Annotated in this window: 14 protein-coding genes and 2 pseudogenes; 11 read left to right on the top strand and 5 right to left on the bottom strand. The window is 61.5% G+C overall.

Annotated features, from left to right (window positions below):
- Nucleotides 1-48: 48 nt before the first annotated feature.
- The 5 genes from U3654_RS04460 to U3654_RS04440 form a co-directional block, all read right to left on the bottom strand.
- The gene (locus tag U3654_RS04460; protein ID WP_324754155.1) at nucleotides 49-1,329 is read right to left on the bottom strand and encodes an aspartate aminotransferase family protein; all 1,281 of its coding nucleotides are present in this window, start codon (nucleotides 1,327-1,329) and stop codon (nucleotides 49-51) included.
- 122 nt (nucleotides 1,330-1,451) lie between these two features.
- On the bottom strand, nucleotides 1,452-2,555 hold the full coding sequence (locus U3654_RS04455; RefSeq protein ID WP_324754154.1) for a mandelate racemase/muconate lactonizing enzyme family protein: 1,104 nt from the start codon (nucleotides 2,553-2,555) through the stop codon (nucleotides 1,452-1,454).
- The gene (locus U3654_RS04450; protein WP_324754153.1) at nucleotides 2,552-3,667 is read right to left on the bottom strand and encodes a mandelate racemase/muconate lactonizing enzyme family protein; all 1,116 of its coding nucleotides are present in this window, start codon (nucleotides 3,665-3,667) and stop codon (nucleotides 2,552-2,554) included. The genes U3654_RS04455 and U3654_RS04450 overlap by 4 nt, the downstream gene beginning before the upstream one ends.
- Nucleotides 3,664-4,740, bottom strand: coding sequence for an alcohol dehydrogenase family protein (locus U3654_RS04445; protein ID WP_324754152.1), 1,077 nt, complete (start codon nucleotides 4,738-4,740; stop codon nucleotides 3,664-3,666). Before U3654_RS04445 ends, U3654_RS04450 begins: the two co-directional genes overlap by 4 nt.
- On the bottom strand, nucleotides 4,737-7,196 hold the full coding sequence (locus U3654_RS04440) for an FAD-dependent oxidoreductase (protein WP_416384554.1): 2,460 nt from the start codon (nucleotides 7,194-7,196) through the stop codon (nucleotides 4,737-4,739). The genes U3654_RS04445 and U3654_RS04440 overlap by 4 nt, the downstream gene beginning before the upstream one ends.
- Before the next feature lie 60 nt (nucleotides 7,197-7,256).
- On the opposite strand from U3654_RS04440, the gene U3654_RS04435 reads away from it, so the two are divergent.
- From U3654_RS04435 to U3654_RS04385, 11 genes and pseudogenes are all read left to right on the top strand, one after another.
- Nucleotides 7,257-8,168 carry a MurR/RpiR family transcriptional regulator gene (locus U3654_RS04435; protein ID WP_324754150.1) on the top strand — a complete coding sequence of 304 codons (912 nt, stop codon included), beginning with the start codon at nucleotides 7,257-7,259 and terminating at the stop codon, nucleotides 8,166-8,168.
- Complete coding sequence (locus tag U3654_RS04430) at nucleotides 8,165-9,289, top strand: aromatic ring-hydroxylating dioxygenase subunit alpha (RefSeq protein WP_324754149.1); 1,125 nt, start codon at nucleotides 8,165-8,167, stop codon at nucleotides 9,287-9,289. Before U3654_RS04435 ends, U3654_RS04430 begins: the two co-directional genes overlap by 4 nt.
- Before the next feature lie 2 nt (nucleotides 9,290-9,291).
- A pseudogene (locus tag U3654_RS04425) lies at nucleotides 9,292-9,677 on the top strand (carboxymuconolactone decarboxylase family protein).
- Nucleotides 9,678-10,103: 426 nt separating this feature from the next.
- Nucleotides 10,104-10,784, top strand: a pseudogene (locus U3654_RS04420) (recombinase zinc beta ribbon domain-containing protein); the annotation flags it as partial.
- A complete protein-coding gene (locus U3654_RS04415) occupies nucleotides 10,781-11,020 on the top strand; it encodes a hypothetical protein (RefSeq protein WP_324754148.1) in 240 nt (79 codons plus the stop codon). The pseudogene U3654_RS04420 and the gene U3654_RS04415, both read left to right, overlap by 4 nt.
- Nucleotides 11,017-11,493: a hypothetical protein gene (locus U3654_RS04410; RefSeq protein ID WP_324754147.1), complete on the top strand. Its 477-nt coding sequence runs from the start codon at nucleotides 11,017-11,019 to the stop codon at nucleotides 11,491-11,493. The genes U3654_RS04415 and U3654_RS04410 overlap by 4 nt, the downstream gene beginning before the upstream one ends.
- A gap of 202 nt (nucleotides 11,494-11,695) precedes the next feature.
- Nucleotides 11,696-11,875, top strand: a complete 180-nt coding sequence (locus tag U3654_RS04405) for a hypothetical protein (protein WP_324754146.1) — start codon at nucleotides 11,696-11,698, stop codon at nucleotides 11,873-11,875.
- A 27-nt stretch (nucleotides 11,876-11,902) separates the two neighbouring features.
- Complete coding sequence (locus U3654_RS04400) at nucleotides 11,903-12,457, top strand: hypothetical protein (RefSeq protein WP_324754145.1); 555 nt, start codon at nucleotides 11,903-11,905, stop codon at nucleotides 12,455-12,457.
- Between the two features lie 16 nt (nucleotides 12,458-12,473).
- A complete protein-coding gene (locus tag U3654_RS04395; RefSeq protein WP_324754144.1) occupies nucleotides 12,474-14,204 on the top strand; it encodes a cbb3-type cytochrome c oxidase subunit I in 1,731 nt (576 codons plus the stop codon).
- A 17-nt stretch (nucleotides 14,205-14,221) separates the two neighbouring features.
- Complete coding sequence (cyoE, locus tag U3654_RS04390; RefSeq protein WP_324754143.1) at nucleotides 14,222-15,103, top strand: heme o synthase; 882 nt, start codon at nucleotides 14,222-14,224, stop codon at nucleotides 15,101-15,103.
- A complete protein-coding gene (locus U3654_RS04385) occupies nucleotides 15,091-15,960 on the top strand; it encodes an SCO family protein (RefSeq protein WP_324754142.1) in 870 nt (289 codons plus the stop codon). The genes cyoE and U3654_RS04385 overlap by 13 nt, the downstream gene beginning before the upstream one ends.
- The last annotated feature ends 1 nt before the right edge of the window (nucleotide 15,961 follow it).

Raw genomic sequence — 15,961 nt, 5'->3', positions numbered from 1 at the left:
ACGCTCACTTTAATCTCTCTTGGTTGAGCATTTTTCATTAGGCTCGAGTCATTCTGCGGCCACTGCCTGCGCCGCTTTGGCAATTGCGGCTTCGGTCAACTCAAAATCCTCTTCTGTCAGGGCCAGGTGCGGATAGGTTTTACCGGGCGATTTGAAGATGCCGTTTTCGCGCAATATCGCGTTGAACCGGGTGCTTTTGGCGGCATCCGCAGTCAGCACGTCGCGGTAGCTGCGTACCTCCCGATCGGTGAATACGACGTTGAACAATGTCTCATGGCCGACGATCCGGTGTGCGATGCCGACCGAATTCAGATGTGTGCGATAGAGATCCATCAGGCGTTTGCCATTTGCCCTGAGGCGATCATAAGCCCCGTCACGGCGCAGGATTTCCATTGTTTTCAGCCCCGCCACCGCCGCGACCGGATTGCCAGAAAGCGTGCCCAGCATCATCAGCCAGCGATCAGTCCCGACAATCGCCTTGTCGAAATGATCCATGATATCCTTGCGCCCCGCCACGGCAGCCAATGGAAACCCGCCCCCGATGACCTTGCCCAGTGTGCAGAGGTCAGGCGTGACGCCATAGGCCTCCTGCGCGCCGCCATAGGCAAAGCGAAAGCCGGTCACGACCTCATCAAAGATCAGCGCGATGCCATAGCGATCGCACAGGTCTCGTACCGCCTGAAGAAACCCCGGTTTGGGCGGGATGATCCGCTGCAAGGGCTCGACGATGATGCCGGCGATTTGGTCGCCATGCTCGGCCAGCAGGCTTTCCAGATACTCCGGATCGTTGAACGGCGCGATCAGCATTTCGGCGCGCACGGCCTCGGGGATACCGGCACTGTCGGCAACGGCTTGGGGGAAATTTACCATGCGTGTCGGTGCAAGGCTCATCTGCGCCTCGGCAGACATGCCGTGATAACCGCCCTCGAATTTCAGGATCTTGTCGCGGCCGGTAAAGGCGCGCGCAAGGCGCATCGCATACATATCCGCCTCGCCCCCCGAGGCCAGAAACCGGACCTGCTCGGCGCAGGCGACCGCGCGGCAGATTTCCTCCGCCAGTTCCACCGCGGCGGAGTTGTTGGCAAAGAAGGTCATTCCCTTGGGCAGTTGCTCGGCCACAGCCTCCAATACCTCCGGATGACCGTGGCCCAGCAGCATTGGGCCGGAGCCGATGAGGTAGTCGATATACTCCTTGCCGTTCTCGTCCCAGACGCGGCTGCCCTTGCCGTGCTGGATGAATATCGACGGATCATAATTACCAAAGCCACCGGCAGGCAGAACGGCGCGGGCACGCTCGGCCCATTTCTCCATTGCGGTTGTCTCGGACATTGCGGTCTCCTAAAGCGTTTCGCATTTAAGTTGCAGCGCAACTTCAATCGAAACGCGTGCAACGTTCATTGGTCGTGGGCGTTTCGCCATAGTGTCGTGCAACAACAATATGGCGAAACGCTTTAATCTATGAGGGCCATGGACTGGCCCAGAATTTCTGGATCGGGCGTCACGCCAAGACCGACGCCTTCGGGCGGGGCGATACGTCCGGCGCGGCGCACAGGCGCGCCCCCATCCAGACGCGGGCCAACATAGCCCGACAGATCGCAGGTGTTCAAAAGCATCCGCGCAGGCGTGGCGGCGGCGAGGTGGAGCAGCGCGCCGGTCGTGACATCAGACCCCCAAGTATCCTCAATGCACATCTTCGCGCCCAGATGCAGGCACAGATCGCGAGCCCGGCGCATAGGGGACAGCCCGCCGAATTTCGACAGCTTCAACGCTACCGCATCCATGCAACCCAGATCGTATGCCTTCAGAAGCGAGGCAGTGTCATGCCCGTTCTCGTCGATCTTCATCGGCAGGCCTGTCGCGGCGCGCACCGCCGCACATTCCTCCAGCGTGGCGCAGGGCTGTTCCAGCATCACGTCCAGATGCGCCACTGCGCGGCCCACCCGCGTTGCATCCAAACGCGTCGCGCCGCAGTTCCAATCGCCGTAAACCAGCGGCCCGTCGCCCACCACCTCGCGCACCAGCCGCAGGCGCGCGATATCGGCCTGCCAGTCATCATCCGCGCCCAGCTTGACCTGAAACTGGGTGATGCCCTCAGCCTGCGCCTCGCAAGCCATGCGGGCCATCTCCTCGGGCGCGACACAGGTGATCGAATGATAGAGCGGCATATCCACCGCCTGCCGCCCGCCCAAAAGCGCGTATAGCGGCAGGTTTGCGACCTTGCCGGTGATATCCCACAGCGCCAGATCCAGCGCGGATTTGGCGTAAGCGTGACCCTGCAGAAACGCGTCCGCACGCGTCATCAGCGCCTCAGGCCCGACCGGATCGCCGCCGATCAGCACCGGCGCAAGATATTCCAGCGCCGGGCGCACACCATCGGCATAAGCCGGCAGGTAATGCGGGATCGGGCACACCTCGCCCCAGCCCGAAATGCCCTCGTCGGTATCAACGCGCAGCACGATTGATGAGGCCGTGTCACAGGTCTTGCCGGCCGCCATATGATAAGCGACGTGGCTTGTGAGCGGCACATCCCAAAGCGTCAGACGGGTGATCTTCATTTTGAAACCTCATATACTGCCACCGGATCGCCCAGCAGGGCAGGATCGGGAACCACACCCAGACCGGGCGCCGACGGCGGCGTTGCAAAACCGCCCTCGTTGCGCGCGCCCTGCCCCGGCACCGGGTCCGCCGACAGGTGATAGTGGCACAGCCAACTGGCCAGCCGGTTCGCCTCAGGCGTGGCGCTTGCCAGATGGATCGCGGCGGTGTCGGCAAGGGCCGAGCCGCCCAGATCCTCGATATGCATCTGCCAACCGACCGCGACGCCGAAATCGCGGATTTGCAGCGCCTTGGTCAGGCCGCCCACGCGGTTCGGCTTGACCTTGACGCCTTCGCACGCACCCAGCCGCCAGGCGTCCAGATGATCCTGAAAACTGTGCAGGCATTCATCCAGCATGATCGGGTTGGCAACGCGGCGCGCGACATGGGCGCATTGATCCAGTGTCTCGCAAGGCTGTTCGACCCAGTCGCGCGCAAGGGCGGTGTTCAGCACCTGCACGGCAACGCCCGGCGTCCACGCGCGGTTGATGTCGTAGGTCACCTTCTCGCCCGTCGGCAGAGCGGTTGAAATCGCCTCGATCCGGGCAATGTCTGCGGCGATGTCATGCCCACCCAGTTTGGCGGAATGCACCCGATAGCCCTGTCGGCTGGCGCTGCGGATCAGCGCGATCATCTGATCCGGGGTGCCGGTCGAAATAGAGGAATTGACCGCCACCGGCGCAGCATGGTCCCCGCCGAAAAGCTGCCATAGCGGCAGGCCCGCAACCTGCCCCAGAATATCCCAGCAGGCCATGTCGATAGCGGATTTTACATAAAGATGGCCGGGCAGCTGCATATCCATCGCATCATTCAGCGCGCGCAGGCTACACGGATCGCGGCCCAGGATGGCAGGCGCAAGTGTGGCGATCCCGGCGCGGATACCCGGCCCGTGCGCGGGCAGATAGGTGGTGCCCCAGGGACAGCCCTCGCCCCAGCCGCTGACGCCCGCATCGGTGTCGATCCGCAGATACGTGCTGTCGAGACGCTCGAATTTCAGCCGCCCACCCGACAGCCAGTAGGGCTGCGTCAGCGGCAGATCCAGCGCCCAGACGGTGATGCGGGTGATTTTCACGGCACCACCACGATGTTGCCGGTGTGCTGCTTTTCGATGAACGCCTGCTGCGCCTCGCGAAGTTCGCAAAGTGGATAGGTGGCGGCGAGAACCGGCTTGATATAACCGCGTTCAATGTAACGCACGACATTGTTGAAAACGCCGCGCGGGATGATTGTCGAGCCAGTGAATGTCAGGTCGCGCAAGTAGAATGTGCGCAGATCGAGCGTCACCATCGGCCCGGCAATCGCTCCCGAGCAGGTATAGCGCCCACCGCGCTCCAAGATTTCGATCAGCGTCGGCCAATACGGCCCCCCGACAATATCGGCCACGACGGTCACCTTTTCGTCGCCCGAGGCCTTGCGCAAATTCTCGGGCGCGCGCGGCAGGATGAGATCGGGGCCCAGCCGGGCCACCTCGCCATGTTTCGCCTCGGCTGCCATCGCGATCACCCGTGCGCCGCGAAGCTTGGCAAGCTGGACCAGCGCGCCGCCGACCCCGCCCGATGCGCCGGGCACGAGAACGGTATCAGCGGCGGTGACAATCGCGCGCGACAGCATGCCTTCTGCGGTCGAATACGAGCACGAGAATGTTGCAAGTTCTGCGTCGCTCAGATCGGACGTCACCACCGCCATGTTGCGCACGTCGGTCTTAGTAAATTCGGCAAAGCCGCCGTCAATTTCCGAGCCAAAATAGCCGACTTTTTCCATGTTGTCCGGGTCGGACCAGTCGCGCAGCCAGCCGTTGGTCATGACGCGTTTGCCGATCAGCGCAGTGTCCGCGCCGTCGCCCACCGCGACGACCTCGCCCACCGCATCCGCGCCCTGAATGCGCGGGAAGGTGATTGGCGCGCCGCCCCATGTCGGGTCGTCCTCGGCCACTGCCGCGTAAGCGCCGCCGGTGGTTGCCTCGCTGACCGTCTTGGAATACCAGCCCGAACGCGTGTTCACGTCGGTATTGTTCAGACCGCAGGCGCCGACACGGATCAGTGCCTCCATCGGGCCGGGCTCGGGCTTCGGCCAATTCTCGTGCCAGACATATTTATCGAGGCCCCCATGCCCTGTCAGCACCATTGCTTTCATTGTCTGGGTCATTGTGCGGCGACCTCGCGTGCATCGGTGCGGGGCAGCAGACTTTCGGAATCATAGGCCGGGGCGGTCAGGATTTTCGCGGCGCGCGGCGTGCCCATGATGACCACCTCAAGGGCAGAGTCCGGTGCGGCATAGTCCGCCCTAACATAAGCGAAAGCCAGCAGCTTGCCGACGCCGTGGCCGAAGGCGATGGAACTGACCGTGCCGACCTGCGCGCCGTTCGACAGGACCGCCTCGCCGCCATTGCCATCGGATTTTCCGTTGCCGTCGATTTCGAGGTAGGTGCAGACCCAGCGCAGCGGCTCGGCCAGCGCCGCCTCGGTCGCTTGCTTGCCGTGAAACGCCTTGTCCATGCGCACGAACCGCATCACATCGGCCTCGGGCAGCGTCACCTCGTTGGTCAACTCACCCGCGCCCTTGAAGCCCTTTTCCATCCGCATCGCGTTCATCGCGAAGGAGCCGTAATTGGCGAGGCCATGCGCCTTGCCCGCCGCCTTGACCGCGCGGAACGCGCCCAGGATCGCTTCGCGTGGTCCATGGAATTCCCAGCCCAGCTCGCCTGCGTAGGACATGCGAAATGCCCAGAGCTTGTGCCCGCCAACGGTGATTTCCTGCGCGTTCATCCATTTGAAACAGGCGTTTGTGAGGTCCGCATCAGTGCAGGTGGACAGTATCGCGCGCGCGCGCGGCCCATTGAGCGTGAACGCACCCCATTCGGTCGAGCGATTGGTGATGGTGATGCTCTCGCCTCGCTGCGCAAAGGTCAGGTAGTCGAGCAGCCGCCGCTCGAAGAAAGCGGCGCAGACCAAATAGAACCGGTCCTCGGCCAGCCGGACAATGGTCATTTCCAGCTCGATCCGGCCATTCTCGCTTAGCAGATGGGACAGCGCGATGCGCCCCGGCACAGATGGCAGGCGGTTCGCCACCAGCCCATCAAGGAAACTTGCCGCATCCGGGCCAGACACCTCGAACTTGGAGAAGGCCGAGATATCCATGATCCCCGCCCGCTCGCGGACGCCGCGCACCTCGGCGCCGACGATGTCGTGCAGGGCAGTGCGACGGAATCCGTAGATGTCCTTGGCCTCCATGCCTTTCGGCGCGAACCAGCGCGGGCGCTCGTGGCCGAACACCTCCTCGAACACTGCGCCCTCGGCCTTGAGGTCGTCATAAAGCGGTGAGGGCTTTACCGGGCGCCCGTCCAGCCGGTTGAAATGCGGGAACGGAATTTCGTGGCGCAGAAGGTAATCTTCCTTGGCCTTGGTGATCTGGAATTTCTGATCGGCATAGGGGCCAAACCGGCGCGGGTCGAATTCGCGCATGCTGATATCGGCGGCCCCATGCACCATCCAGCGGGCCAGCTCGCGGGTCAGGCCCGGCCCCCAGCCGACGCCGATCTGCGTGCCGCAGCAGCACCAGTAATTGCGCAAGCCGGGGGCCGGACCGATCAGCGGATTGCCGTCCGGCGGATGGCTGATAGCGCCGTGCACGGCGCGCTTGATGCCCAGTTCCGCCAGCACCGGCATCCGGCCCATTGCGTTCTCCAGCCATGGCATGATGCGGTCGTAATCAGGCTCAAACAGCTCATGCTCGGCATCCCACGGGCAGTGATCCTCCCAGACCGTATTGGGGTTGACCTTCTCATAGATACCGATCAGGCCCGATTTCTGCTCCATCCTTATGTAGCCCGACACCAGCCGGTCATCGCGTACGACCGGCAGTTCCTTGTCCAAATTCTGAAATTCCGGGACCGTGTCGGTGATCAGATAATGATGCGTCATAGACGTTGCGGGAAGGTCATAGCCGGACCACAGCGCCATCTGCCGCGCGTATGTTCCACCGGCGTTGACCACATGCTCGCAGGTGATATTGCCCTGCTCGGTTTCCACCAGCCACTCGCCGCTCTCGGCCTGCGTCACATTGGTGGCGCGGCATTGGCGGATGATCTTCACTCCCAGTTGCCGCGCGCCCTTGGCCAGCGCAAAGGCAGCCCCCGCCGGATCGACATGGCCATCATCAGGCGTATGCAGCGCGGCCTTGACGCCGTCCAGATTGTAGAAGGGATGCAATTCGTGGATGCGGTCCGGCCCGACCATTTCCATCGGAAACCCCAGACCCTTGCCGACCGAGATCGTCTGGTACAGCCAGTCCATCTCGTCCTCGGTATAGGCCAACCGTAGTGACCCGCAGCCATGCCAGGTGACCGATTGTCCGGTCTCTTCCTCCAGCACTTTGGAATAAAGGTCGATATTGTAGCCGACGCATTTGCCCAGCGCGAAGCTGGAGGTCGAATGGGTGATTTGCCCCGCCGCATGCCAGGTGGAGCCGCTCGTCAGTTCGGCCTTTTCCAGCAGCACCACGTCGCTCCAGCCTTCATGCGCAAGATGATAGGCAAGGCCGCAGCCCATGATACCACCGCCGATGATAACGACCCTTGCATGCGATGGAATCATGCGTTGCATCCCTTTCGAACAAATGTTTCCTGTAGACATGCGTAAAAGACAAATGTAGCCTCGTCAATCATGAAGCAAACAAACGTACCAAATCCCGCAACCTCTGCCGAGCTTCTCGAAACGCTGCAGTCTGCGCGCGCTGATCTGACGCCAGAGCTGGCGAAACTGGCCAATTTCCTACTGGAAAACCCGTATGAGATCGGCGTCAATTCAATCCGGCAGCTGGCCACCAAGGCGGAGGTCAAACCGAACACCTTGGTACGTTTGTCCCGCAGCTTGGGCATGGATAGCTATGAGGCGTTTCGCGAAGTGTTCCGCGACGAGATCCGCCAGGGCCGCGAGACCTATCCCGACCGCGCCCGCTGGCTGCAATCGCTGGCGCAGCGTGGCGAGATCGGCGCGCTTTATGCCGCCTCTGCGGAATCGGCCATCGACAACATCGTCAGCTTTTTCGCCTCAACCGATCATCACCTGATCGAGGTCGCCGCAAAGGACATCGTCGCCGCGCGGCGCTGTTATGTGCTGGGCGTCGGGGTGAACAATGCGGTGGCCCGCAACTTTGCCTACCTCGCCGGAATGGCCATCGACGGCGTGCGCGCCCTGCCCCAGGGCGGCACATTGCCGGTCGATGGCATTGCGCGCGCAGACGCCGGCGATATCCTGATCGCCATGACCTTCCGCCCCTACCGGCGCGAAATCGTCGAGGCTGTCGCCGTGGCGCGCGCGCAGGGCGTGCCTGTCATCGCCATATCCGACAGCCTTGCCTGCCCCATCATGGCCGACGCGCAGCACCGTTTTGTTGTGCCGACGGACACGCCGCAATTCTTCATCTCGACGATCGCGCTGACCGCGTTCTTCGAGGTGCTGATCGCGTTCATCATTGCCGAGGCCGGCGAGGATGTGGTGACCTCAATCGACGCCTATCACGCGCAGCGGCAGGCACTGGGTATCTATGTCGAGGACAAGGATTGGCAGACATGACCGTTCATGACACCCCCGCCCCGGTCCACTCACTGGAGGCGCGTTACTACACCGACCCCGCGATTTTCGCGCAGGAACGCAAGGGCCTGCTGGCCCGCACATGGCAGTTTGCCGGCCATGAAAGCCAGGTGCGCGGCGCGGGCGATTATTTCAGTTTCGAGCTGGCCGGTGAAAGCCTGTTCTGCATCCGAGGCCGCGATAACGTGCTGAGGACGTTCTACAATGTCTGCCAGCACCGGGCACATCAGTTGGTCAGCGGCTCAGGCACCACGCGTGTCGTCGTCTGCCCCTACCATGCTTGGACCTACGAGATGACGGGCGAACTGCGCGCCGGTCCCAATATCAAATCCGTTCCGGGATTCGACCGCTCCAAGATCTGCCTGACTTCGGTGCGCACCGAAAGCTTTCATGGCTTCATCTTCGTCAATCTTGACGAAGATGCAGCGCCGATGGACGACTGGTATCCCGATGTACGTACTGAACTGGGCGAATACGTGCCCGATATCGACATCCTAGAGCCGCTGGAATGGGTCGAGATACCCGAGCAGTGCAACTGGAAGGTCTCGATTGAGAATTACTCGGAATGCTACCACTGCTCACTTAACCACCCGACCTTTTCAACCGGCGTCATCAAGCCCGACACCTATGACATCCAACCCTCCGAGCAGGGCTATGTGCTGCGCCACACCACCGAATGTCAGTCGCTGGACGCGATGAGCTATGACATCGACCTGTCCAGACCGCATGCGGGCGAGTATCGCAGCTTTTACCTCTGGCCGATGTTCTCGTTCCAGATCTATCCGGGCAACGTGCTGAACACCTATCACTGGCGCGCCCACGACGTCGATCAATGCACGGTCTGGCGCGGCTGGTTCACGCCCGGGGGCGAGGACAGCGAGGTGATCCGGCGCCTGGCGATTCAGGACCGCGCGACCACCGTGGAAGAGGATATCCACCTTGTCGAAAGCGTTTATCGCGGCCTGCAAAGCCGCGGCTACAAACCCGGCCCGCTGGTTCTGGACCCGGCCTGCGGGCTGAACTCCGAACATTCGGTGCAGACATTGCAACAATGGATGCGCGCGGCGGTGGATGCTGGCGGCGCAGGCAACAAGGACCTGTGACGATAGATACATTTGACGAAAACCTGTCCTAAAGGGGTTTGAGCAACGCGAGGCGACGCTGTGCGCAGAATATGTCGAGAAAAACCTGGCCACCGCCGATGATTTCACCCGCCCCTTTCAGGAGGCGATGACCGCCTGGTGCTGGGGGTTCGGCTGGGGCGACGACGTGATCGCGCTCAAGACCCGCTAGATGCTGAACCTCACCATAATCGGCGCATTGGGCGAGATGCACGAATGGGAGATCCACTGCCGCGGTGCGCTCAACAACGGCGTCAGCCTCGATGAGATCCGCGCGATCGTCCACGTCATCGACATCTATTGCGGCGTGCCGCAGGCTCTGGAATGTTTTCGCGCCGCGCGAAAAGTGCTGGAAGAAGACCACAGCTGATCAGGGGCAAGATCGCGTTGCCGGTGGGATATGGCGGATCGACCGACAACGGTATCGAAAAAACAAGAGAAGGTTGGGATCCGTTGCCATTGGGCAAGCACGATGTGGCACCAGAATTCGACTCTGTTGCACAAACCGGCTGATGGCCCGCACCATCAGGATATTGACCTCCAGCCGACCGGTGTGCGTGTGCGCGCCGACCAGGGGGTGCAACCGCGCCGATGGTGGAAGCTTTGAATACGCGACGTCGAAAAAAGCAGCGAAAATGCTCGAGCGACGCCTGCTCGCAAATCCGGATCGCCCGCGTTGAAGCAATCCACATTAATATCCTCTTGCTCGAAGGACAGCGTAGCGACGCTGTATCGAAACTTGGAGCGCAGCGCCTGCAAGGTGACGACGCCTCCGGATCTCCAATTTGCAGCTCCGGAACTGGCGCGGGAATTACGGACAAGCCGTGGCAACAGTATCTAAAAGAAATTCCTATATCGGCCTTTGAACAACCGCGCCTACATCGGTGAGGCGGTTCACGAGGGGAACAGCTATCCCGGCGAACACGATGACATCATCGAACGCGACGTCTGGAACAAGGTCCACGCCATTCTGACCTAAAGCCCCCGTAAACGAGCGGCCCGCACCCGTCCCGACACGTCCGCACTGCCCAAGGGTCTACTCTGCGGCCCCGATGGCGCCGCCTTCTCACCGACCCGCGCCCGCAAGGGCGGCAAGCTCTACCGCTACTATGTCAGCCAGACGGTGCTCAAGCATGGTGCCGGGTCTTGCCCTGTCGGACGCGTCCCCGCAGGTGAGATCGAATCCGCCGTCATCGACCAACGCCGCGCCGTGTTCCACCAACCCGAGATCGTCGCGGGCACGTGGACAGCGGCGCGCGCCAAGGATGGCGGGATCACCGAGGCCGGCGCCCGTGATGCACTGACCCGTCTTGATCCGCTGTGGGATGAACTCTTCCCCGCCGAGCAGGCGCGTATCGCGACACTGCTGGTCGAGCGGATCGACATCGGCACCGATGGCCTGAATGTTCACCTCCGCATGGACTGGCTGACCGGACTGGCGCGAGAAATGATGGCCGATCCCGGGGCAGCCGCATGACCCGCGCGAAGCCGATGCCTGAAACCGTGACAGTGCATATCCCATTCCGCCTCGTGAAGCGTGGCGGCCACAAGGAGATGCAGACGCTGGACGGGGCATCTGGGCACAGCAAGATGGGCAACACGTTGGTCAAGGCGCTGGCCCGAGCCTTTCGCTGGAAGCGGATGCTGGAATCTGGCAACTTATCGACCATCGCCGAGCTGGCCGAGCGCGAGGGATCGCACCTTCCTACATGACGCGCGTTCTGCGGCTCACGCTGCTTGCACCCGATATCATTGAGGCGATCATAGGTGGCCAGCAGGGGCTGGAGATCTCGTTGACCGGGTTAATGGAGCCGTTTTCGGTAGGTTGGAGGAATCAGGCCGAGCATTTCGGCCAGTCATCGGGCCAAGAATATCATGAACCGCTCAACGCGCCCCTTAGGCAAGTCGTCGCCTCGCTGCAGTGCAGCTTCCTTGAACCGGACCATTGTGTGCAGGACAGTATTTTGGATCCCAAGTGGGCACGTAGTACGGACACCCCCCGACCAATTCCACCTCAGACTGGGCACATATTTCGAACTGCTTATCGGCGGAAATGGGCGGTTCTGTCCAGCGATCCGGTGATGAACGCTCTGGTGATTCGCGGATCGCAACGACGTCCAGAGCCGGTGTGCAAAACAAGATTTCAGCAAACCGTCGTTGATTTAGGTCATGTCGCCCCAAGTTAATTTCAATTATCGTTTTCAAGTGGCCCTGTAGTCTGGATTTGCTGGCAGCGGGTTTGGCACATGATGCCCTGCCCATCTGGTAATACACTCGCCGGTTATCCCTTTTACCCGATCACAGACCGCAGGTCTGTGCGCACCGTAAAGGTGCAAGCTCACCGAGCGGGACGCGGCATTACTGCCTTGTCACTCAGGGGTGATACACATGGAAAAGAACGACGACACCAATCCCGCCGCTGCACCGCAGCCAGTTGAGCCGATCCCGGCCATGCAGCGCATTTTGGACAACCCATTTCTGCTTTTATTCATCGGCGTCACGATGCCGACGGTGCTCTACATTATCTGGGGTGTGATGGAAGTCGCCTCCGTTCCGATCGCCAACTGATCGCAAACCATCTTGAAAGGTTGTGCCATGTCCATCAACCCTCCGAGCAACCGCCTTTGGTGGAAGGAGCCGATCCACGGTATCGAGCTGGCGTGGATCATAATCGCCTTTCTGTGGGGGCTGTTCATGTTCTTTTTCATGATTGCCTGGCACTTCATCGGCAATCAGAACCTGTCCACGGAAACCTATCGCATCAATCCCGACACATTCGTCGAAAAGGTCGAGGCATTCGCCGATGAATACCAACTACTGGACGCCTCCGGCGAGCCGGTCGAGATCGACGGCGTCCCCGTGGTCAGCCCGCCGGCGGGCGGCGATGTCTATATGCTGGGGCGGCTCTGGGAATGGTGGCCGGCGCTGGAGCTGAAGAAGGACCAGAGCTATCGGTTTCACCTGTCATCGGCTGACTGGCAGCACGGCTTTTCGCTCCAGCCCGTCAACATCAATATCTCGGTGCATCCGGGCTATGAACACATCCTGACGCTGACCCCGACTGAAACGGGCGATTACGGCGTCGTCTGCAACGAATACTGCGGCATCGGCCATCACATGATGACCGGCATAATCCGCGTCGTCGAATAAGCGGGGGACCTGGGACATGACTACCATTGATCACGGAGCAATCGGATATGCCGGCCCGGACGTCAGGTATCGCACCTGCCCGTTCACCGGGCGCCGCATCGAGCGCAGCGCCGAACTGCTGATCCGCGCCAATGCCGTCGCGGCGGTCGTCTTTCTGGCGGTTGGCGGGTTCTTCGGCCTGATGGTCGCGCTGACGCGCTGGCCTGCGGTGCAGCTTCTGCCTGCCGAATGGTTTTATCTGGTGCTGACCGGGCACGGTGCCAATGTGCTGCTGTTCTGGATCATCTTCTTCGAGATCGCAGTGCTCTACTTCGCCGCGACGGTGCTGCTCGGCTCGCGGCTGGCAACGCCGCGATGGGCATGGCTGGGCTTCGGGCTGATGATCATCGGTGCGGTGATGGCCAATTACGCCGTGCTGAACGGCGACTCGACGGTGATGTTCACCTCCTATCCGCCGATGATGGCCGAGCATTGGTTCTATTTGTCGCTGATCGTTTTCGCGGTGGGGGCGCTGATCGGGGTCTTTGTCTTCTTCGGCACGCTTGTCGTGGCCAAGGACGAAAAGACCTATGAAGGCTCCGTGCCGCTGGTAACATTCGGAGCCATTACCGCTGCGATCATCGCGGTGTTCACGCTGGCTTGCGGCGCGATCATCCTGGTGCCGACATGGCTGTGGTCGCTCGGGCTGATCTCGGGCATCGACACGCTGATGTATAAATTGGTGTGGTGGGGCATGGGCCATTCCAGCCAGCAGATCAACGTCGCCGCCCATATCGCGATCTGGTACGCGATCGCGGCGATGGTCGTCGGGGCCAAGCCGCTGTCCGAGAAGGTCAGCCGCTTTGCCTTCCTGATGTATATCCTGTTCCTGCAGCTCGCCTCGGCCCACCACCTTCTGGCCGAACCGGGGATGAGTTCGTCGTGGAAGATCATCAACACCAGCTACATGATGTATCTGGCCGTGATGGCCTCGATGATCCACGGGCTGACTGTGCCGGGTGCTATTGAGGCGGCGCAGCGCCGCAACGGCTATACCCGCGGGATGTTCGAATGGTTGACCAAAGCGCCTTGGGGCAATCCGGCGTTCTCGGGGATGTTCATGAGCCTGGTGATGTTCGGCTTTCTCGGCGGCATTACCGGCGTGATTCTGGGCACCGAGCAGCTTAACGTGCTGATGCACAATACCATCTATGTGCCGGGTCATTTCCACGCCACCGTGGTTGCGGGCACGACACTGGCCTTCATGGCGATGACATATCTGGTGGTGCCGCTGATATTCCAGCGTGACATCATCTGGCCAACGCTGGCGAAATGGCAGCCCTATCTCTTTGGCATCGGCGCCGGCGGGATATCGCTCTTCATGATGGGTGCGGGCACGCTGGGGGTGCCGCGCCGTCACTGGGACATCTCACTGGTGGATGCGGCGCATCCCTATGAATTCGCGCCTGCCGCCTATCTGATGATGGGCCTCAACGGTATGTCCGCAATCCTCGCGGCCGCAGGCGGGCTGCTGTTCATCGTGCTCGTCGTTGCGTCGATCCTAGGCGGGCCGCGCCTTGATCAGCCCGGCGCCAAGCTGGTGTTTCCGCTGCATGACGGGGGCGCTCAGGCGGTGTCGGAATATGGCAGCGAAGCCTCGCTCAAGATCCCCGGCACGGTCATGCTGGTCACCATCTTCTTCTTCACGTTCGTTCTCTACTACTTCGTGAACTGGAAGTACCTCTCAGACCTTTGGCTGTTCAACTAGGACGAAAGGACAGAGCCATGCTTGCCGCCCTGAACATGACTGTCTCGATACTCAAACTGCGGATCGGTTTTTTCATTGCCCTCGCTGCACTTGTCGGGGTGATGACGGGAGGCGGCGAGCTTGGCACGCTTGAGGCGCTGGTATTTGCGCTCGCCGTTCTCGGGGCATCTGGTGCGGCCGGAGGGTTCAACCAATATTACGAGCGCGACAGCGACCGCATGATGGCGCGCACCCGAAACCGGCCATTTGCCAGCGGTGTTCTGAAGGCCGGGCCAATCTGGCCGGTGACTCTGCTGGCGCTGCTGATCGGGGCGCTGCTGATGGCGTGGTCGGTCGGCGGCACGCTGGCCACGGTCCTCGTCTTTCTCGGTGCGCTCACCTACGGCGTGATCTATACCGTCTGGCTAAAGACCCGCACAGTCTGGAACGTCGTAATTGGCGGCGCGGCGGGCAGTTTCGCGGTGCTGGCCGGCGCGGCGGCCGCGGCACCGCAATTTGGCCCCGTCATCGGCCCGGTTCCGGCAATTCTGGCGACGGTTCTGCTTCTTTGGACGCCGCCGCATTTCTGGAGCCTTGCTGTCGCCCGCAGCGAGGATTATCGACGCGCGAACATCCCGATGCTGCCGGTCGTGTCAAAGCCCAATGTCTGGGCGCCAGTAATATTCAGCCACGTCGCTGCGCTGTTTGCGCTGTCGCTGGTGCCGCTGTGGTTCGGAATGGGCTGGATCTATGGCCTCTTCGCAGTGGCGGGCGGAGCCCCGTTTCTTTTGGCGGCTTGGCGCCTGATGTACGATCCCTCAAGGGGGCCAGCGATGCGCACTTTCCGTACATCGCTGGCGCAATTTGCCCTTCTGTCAATCGGCGTCGTACTGGACGAGGCTTCGCGATGGGCATTTTGAGCCGCTCACTTCCCCTGCTATGGATTCTGGCGCTGGTTTGTCCGGTGCAGGCGCAAACGCAAGGCCAACCCCCCGAGGTTCTGGATGCGAAGCAGGTCTATGAGATCAGCCAGAGCGTGATCGGCCGCGAAGTGGGGGCATATGTCCTGCATGACAAAAATGGTGCCCCGCTGGCGATGGCTGACCTGCGCGGTCGCCCGCTGGTCATTTCGCTGGTCTATACCAGCTGCAGTTCGATCTGCCCGGTGATCACAGATCACCTGCACGACGCGGTGAGCGAGGCGCGCCGGGTTCTGGGCGACGGCAGCTTCGCGGTTCTGACCTTCGGCTTTGACGCCAGCGGCGACAAACCGGCGCAGCTGCGCGCATTTGCAATATCACACCGACTCAACCGGCTGGACGACTGGTATCTGGCCAGCGCCGACCCCGATACCACAGAGTCGCTGCTGCGTGATCTGGGCTTCAGTTGGCGCGACGCCGCCGGCGGGTTCGATCATCCCAGCCAGACAACGATCCTTGACGCGGGCGGGCGCGTCTATCGCCAGCTTTACGGCGAAGACTTCCCGCTGCCGGTGTTCATGGCCCCGCTCAAGGAGCTGGTGCTTGGCCGCGCGACGGTATCGATTGCGCCCACAGATTTGTGGTCGCGGCTGACCTTCCTTTGCACCGTCTACAACCCACTGACCCGCGCCTACCGGTTCGATTATGGCATCTTGTTCGGTATCTTCTTCGGCGCTGTCTCGCTGCTACTGACCGGCCTGATCATCGTGCGGCTCTGGCTTGAACGGCGGCGAGGCATGCGACCGCATGGCGTGCTGCACCCATCAACCCCGACAGCAGACGAAGTGGCAAGGTGAT

It is taken from the genome of Roseovarius sp. Pro17 (assembly GCF_035599575.1).
GTDB lineage: Bacteria > Pseudomonadota > Alphaproteobacteria > Rhodobacterales > Rhodobacteraceae > Roseovarius.
The sequence above is the reverse complement of the archived record's forward strand: the minus strand, read 5'-3'. Positions and strand labels throughout refer to the sequence as shown.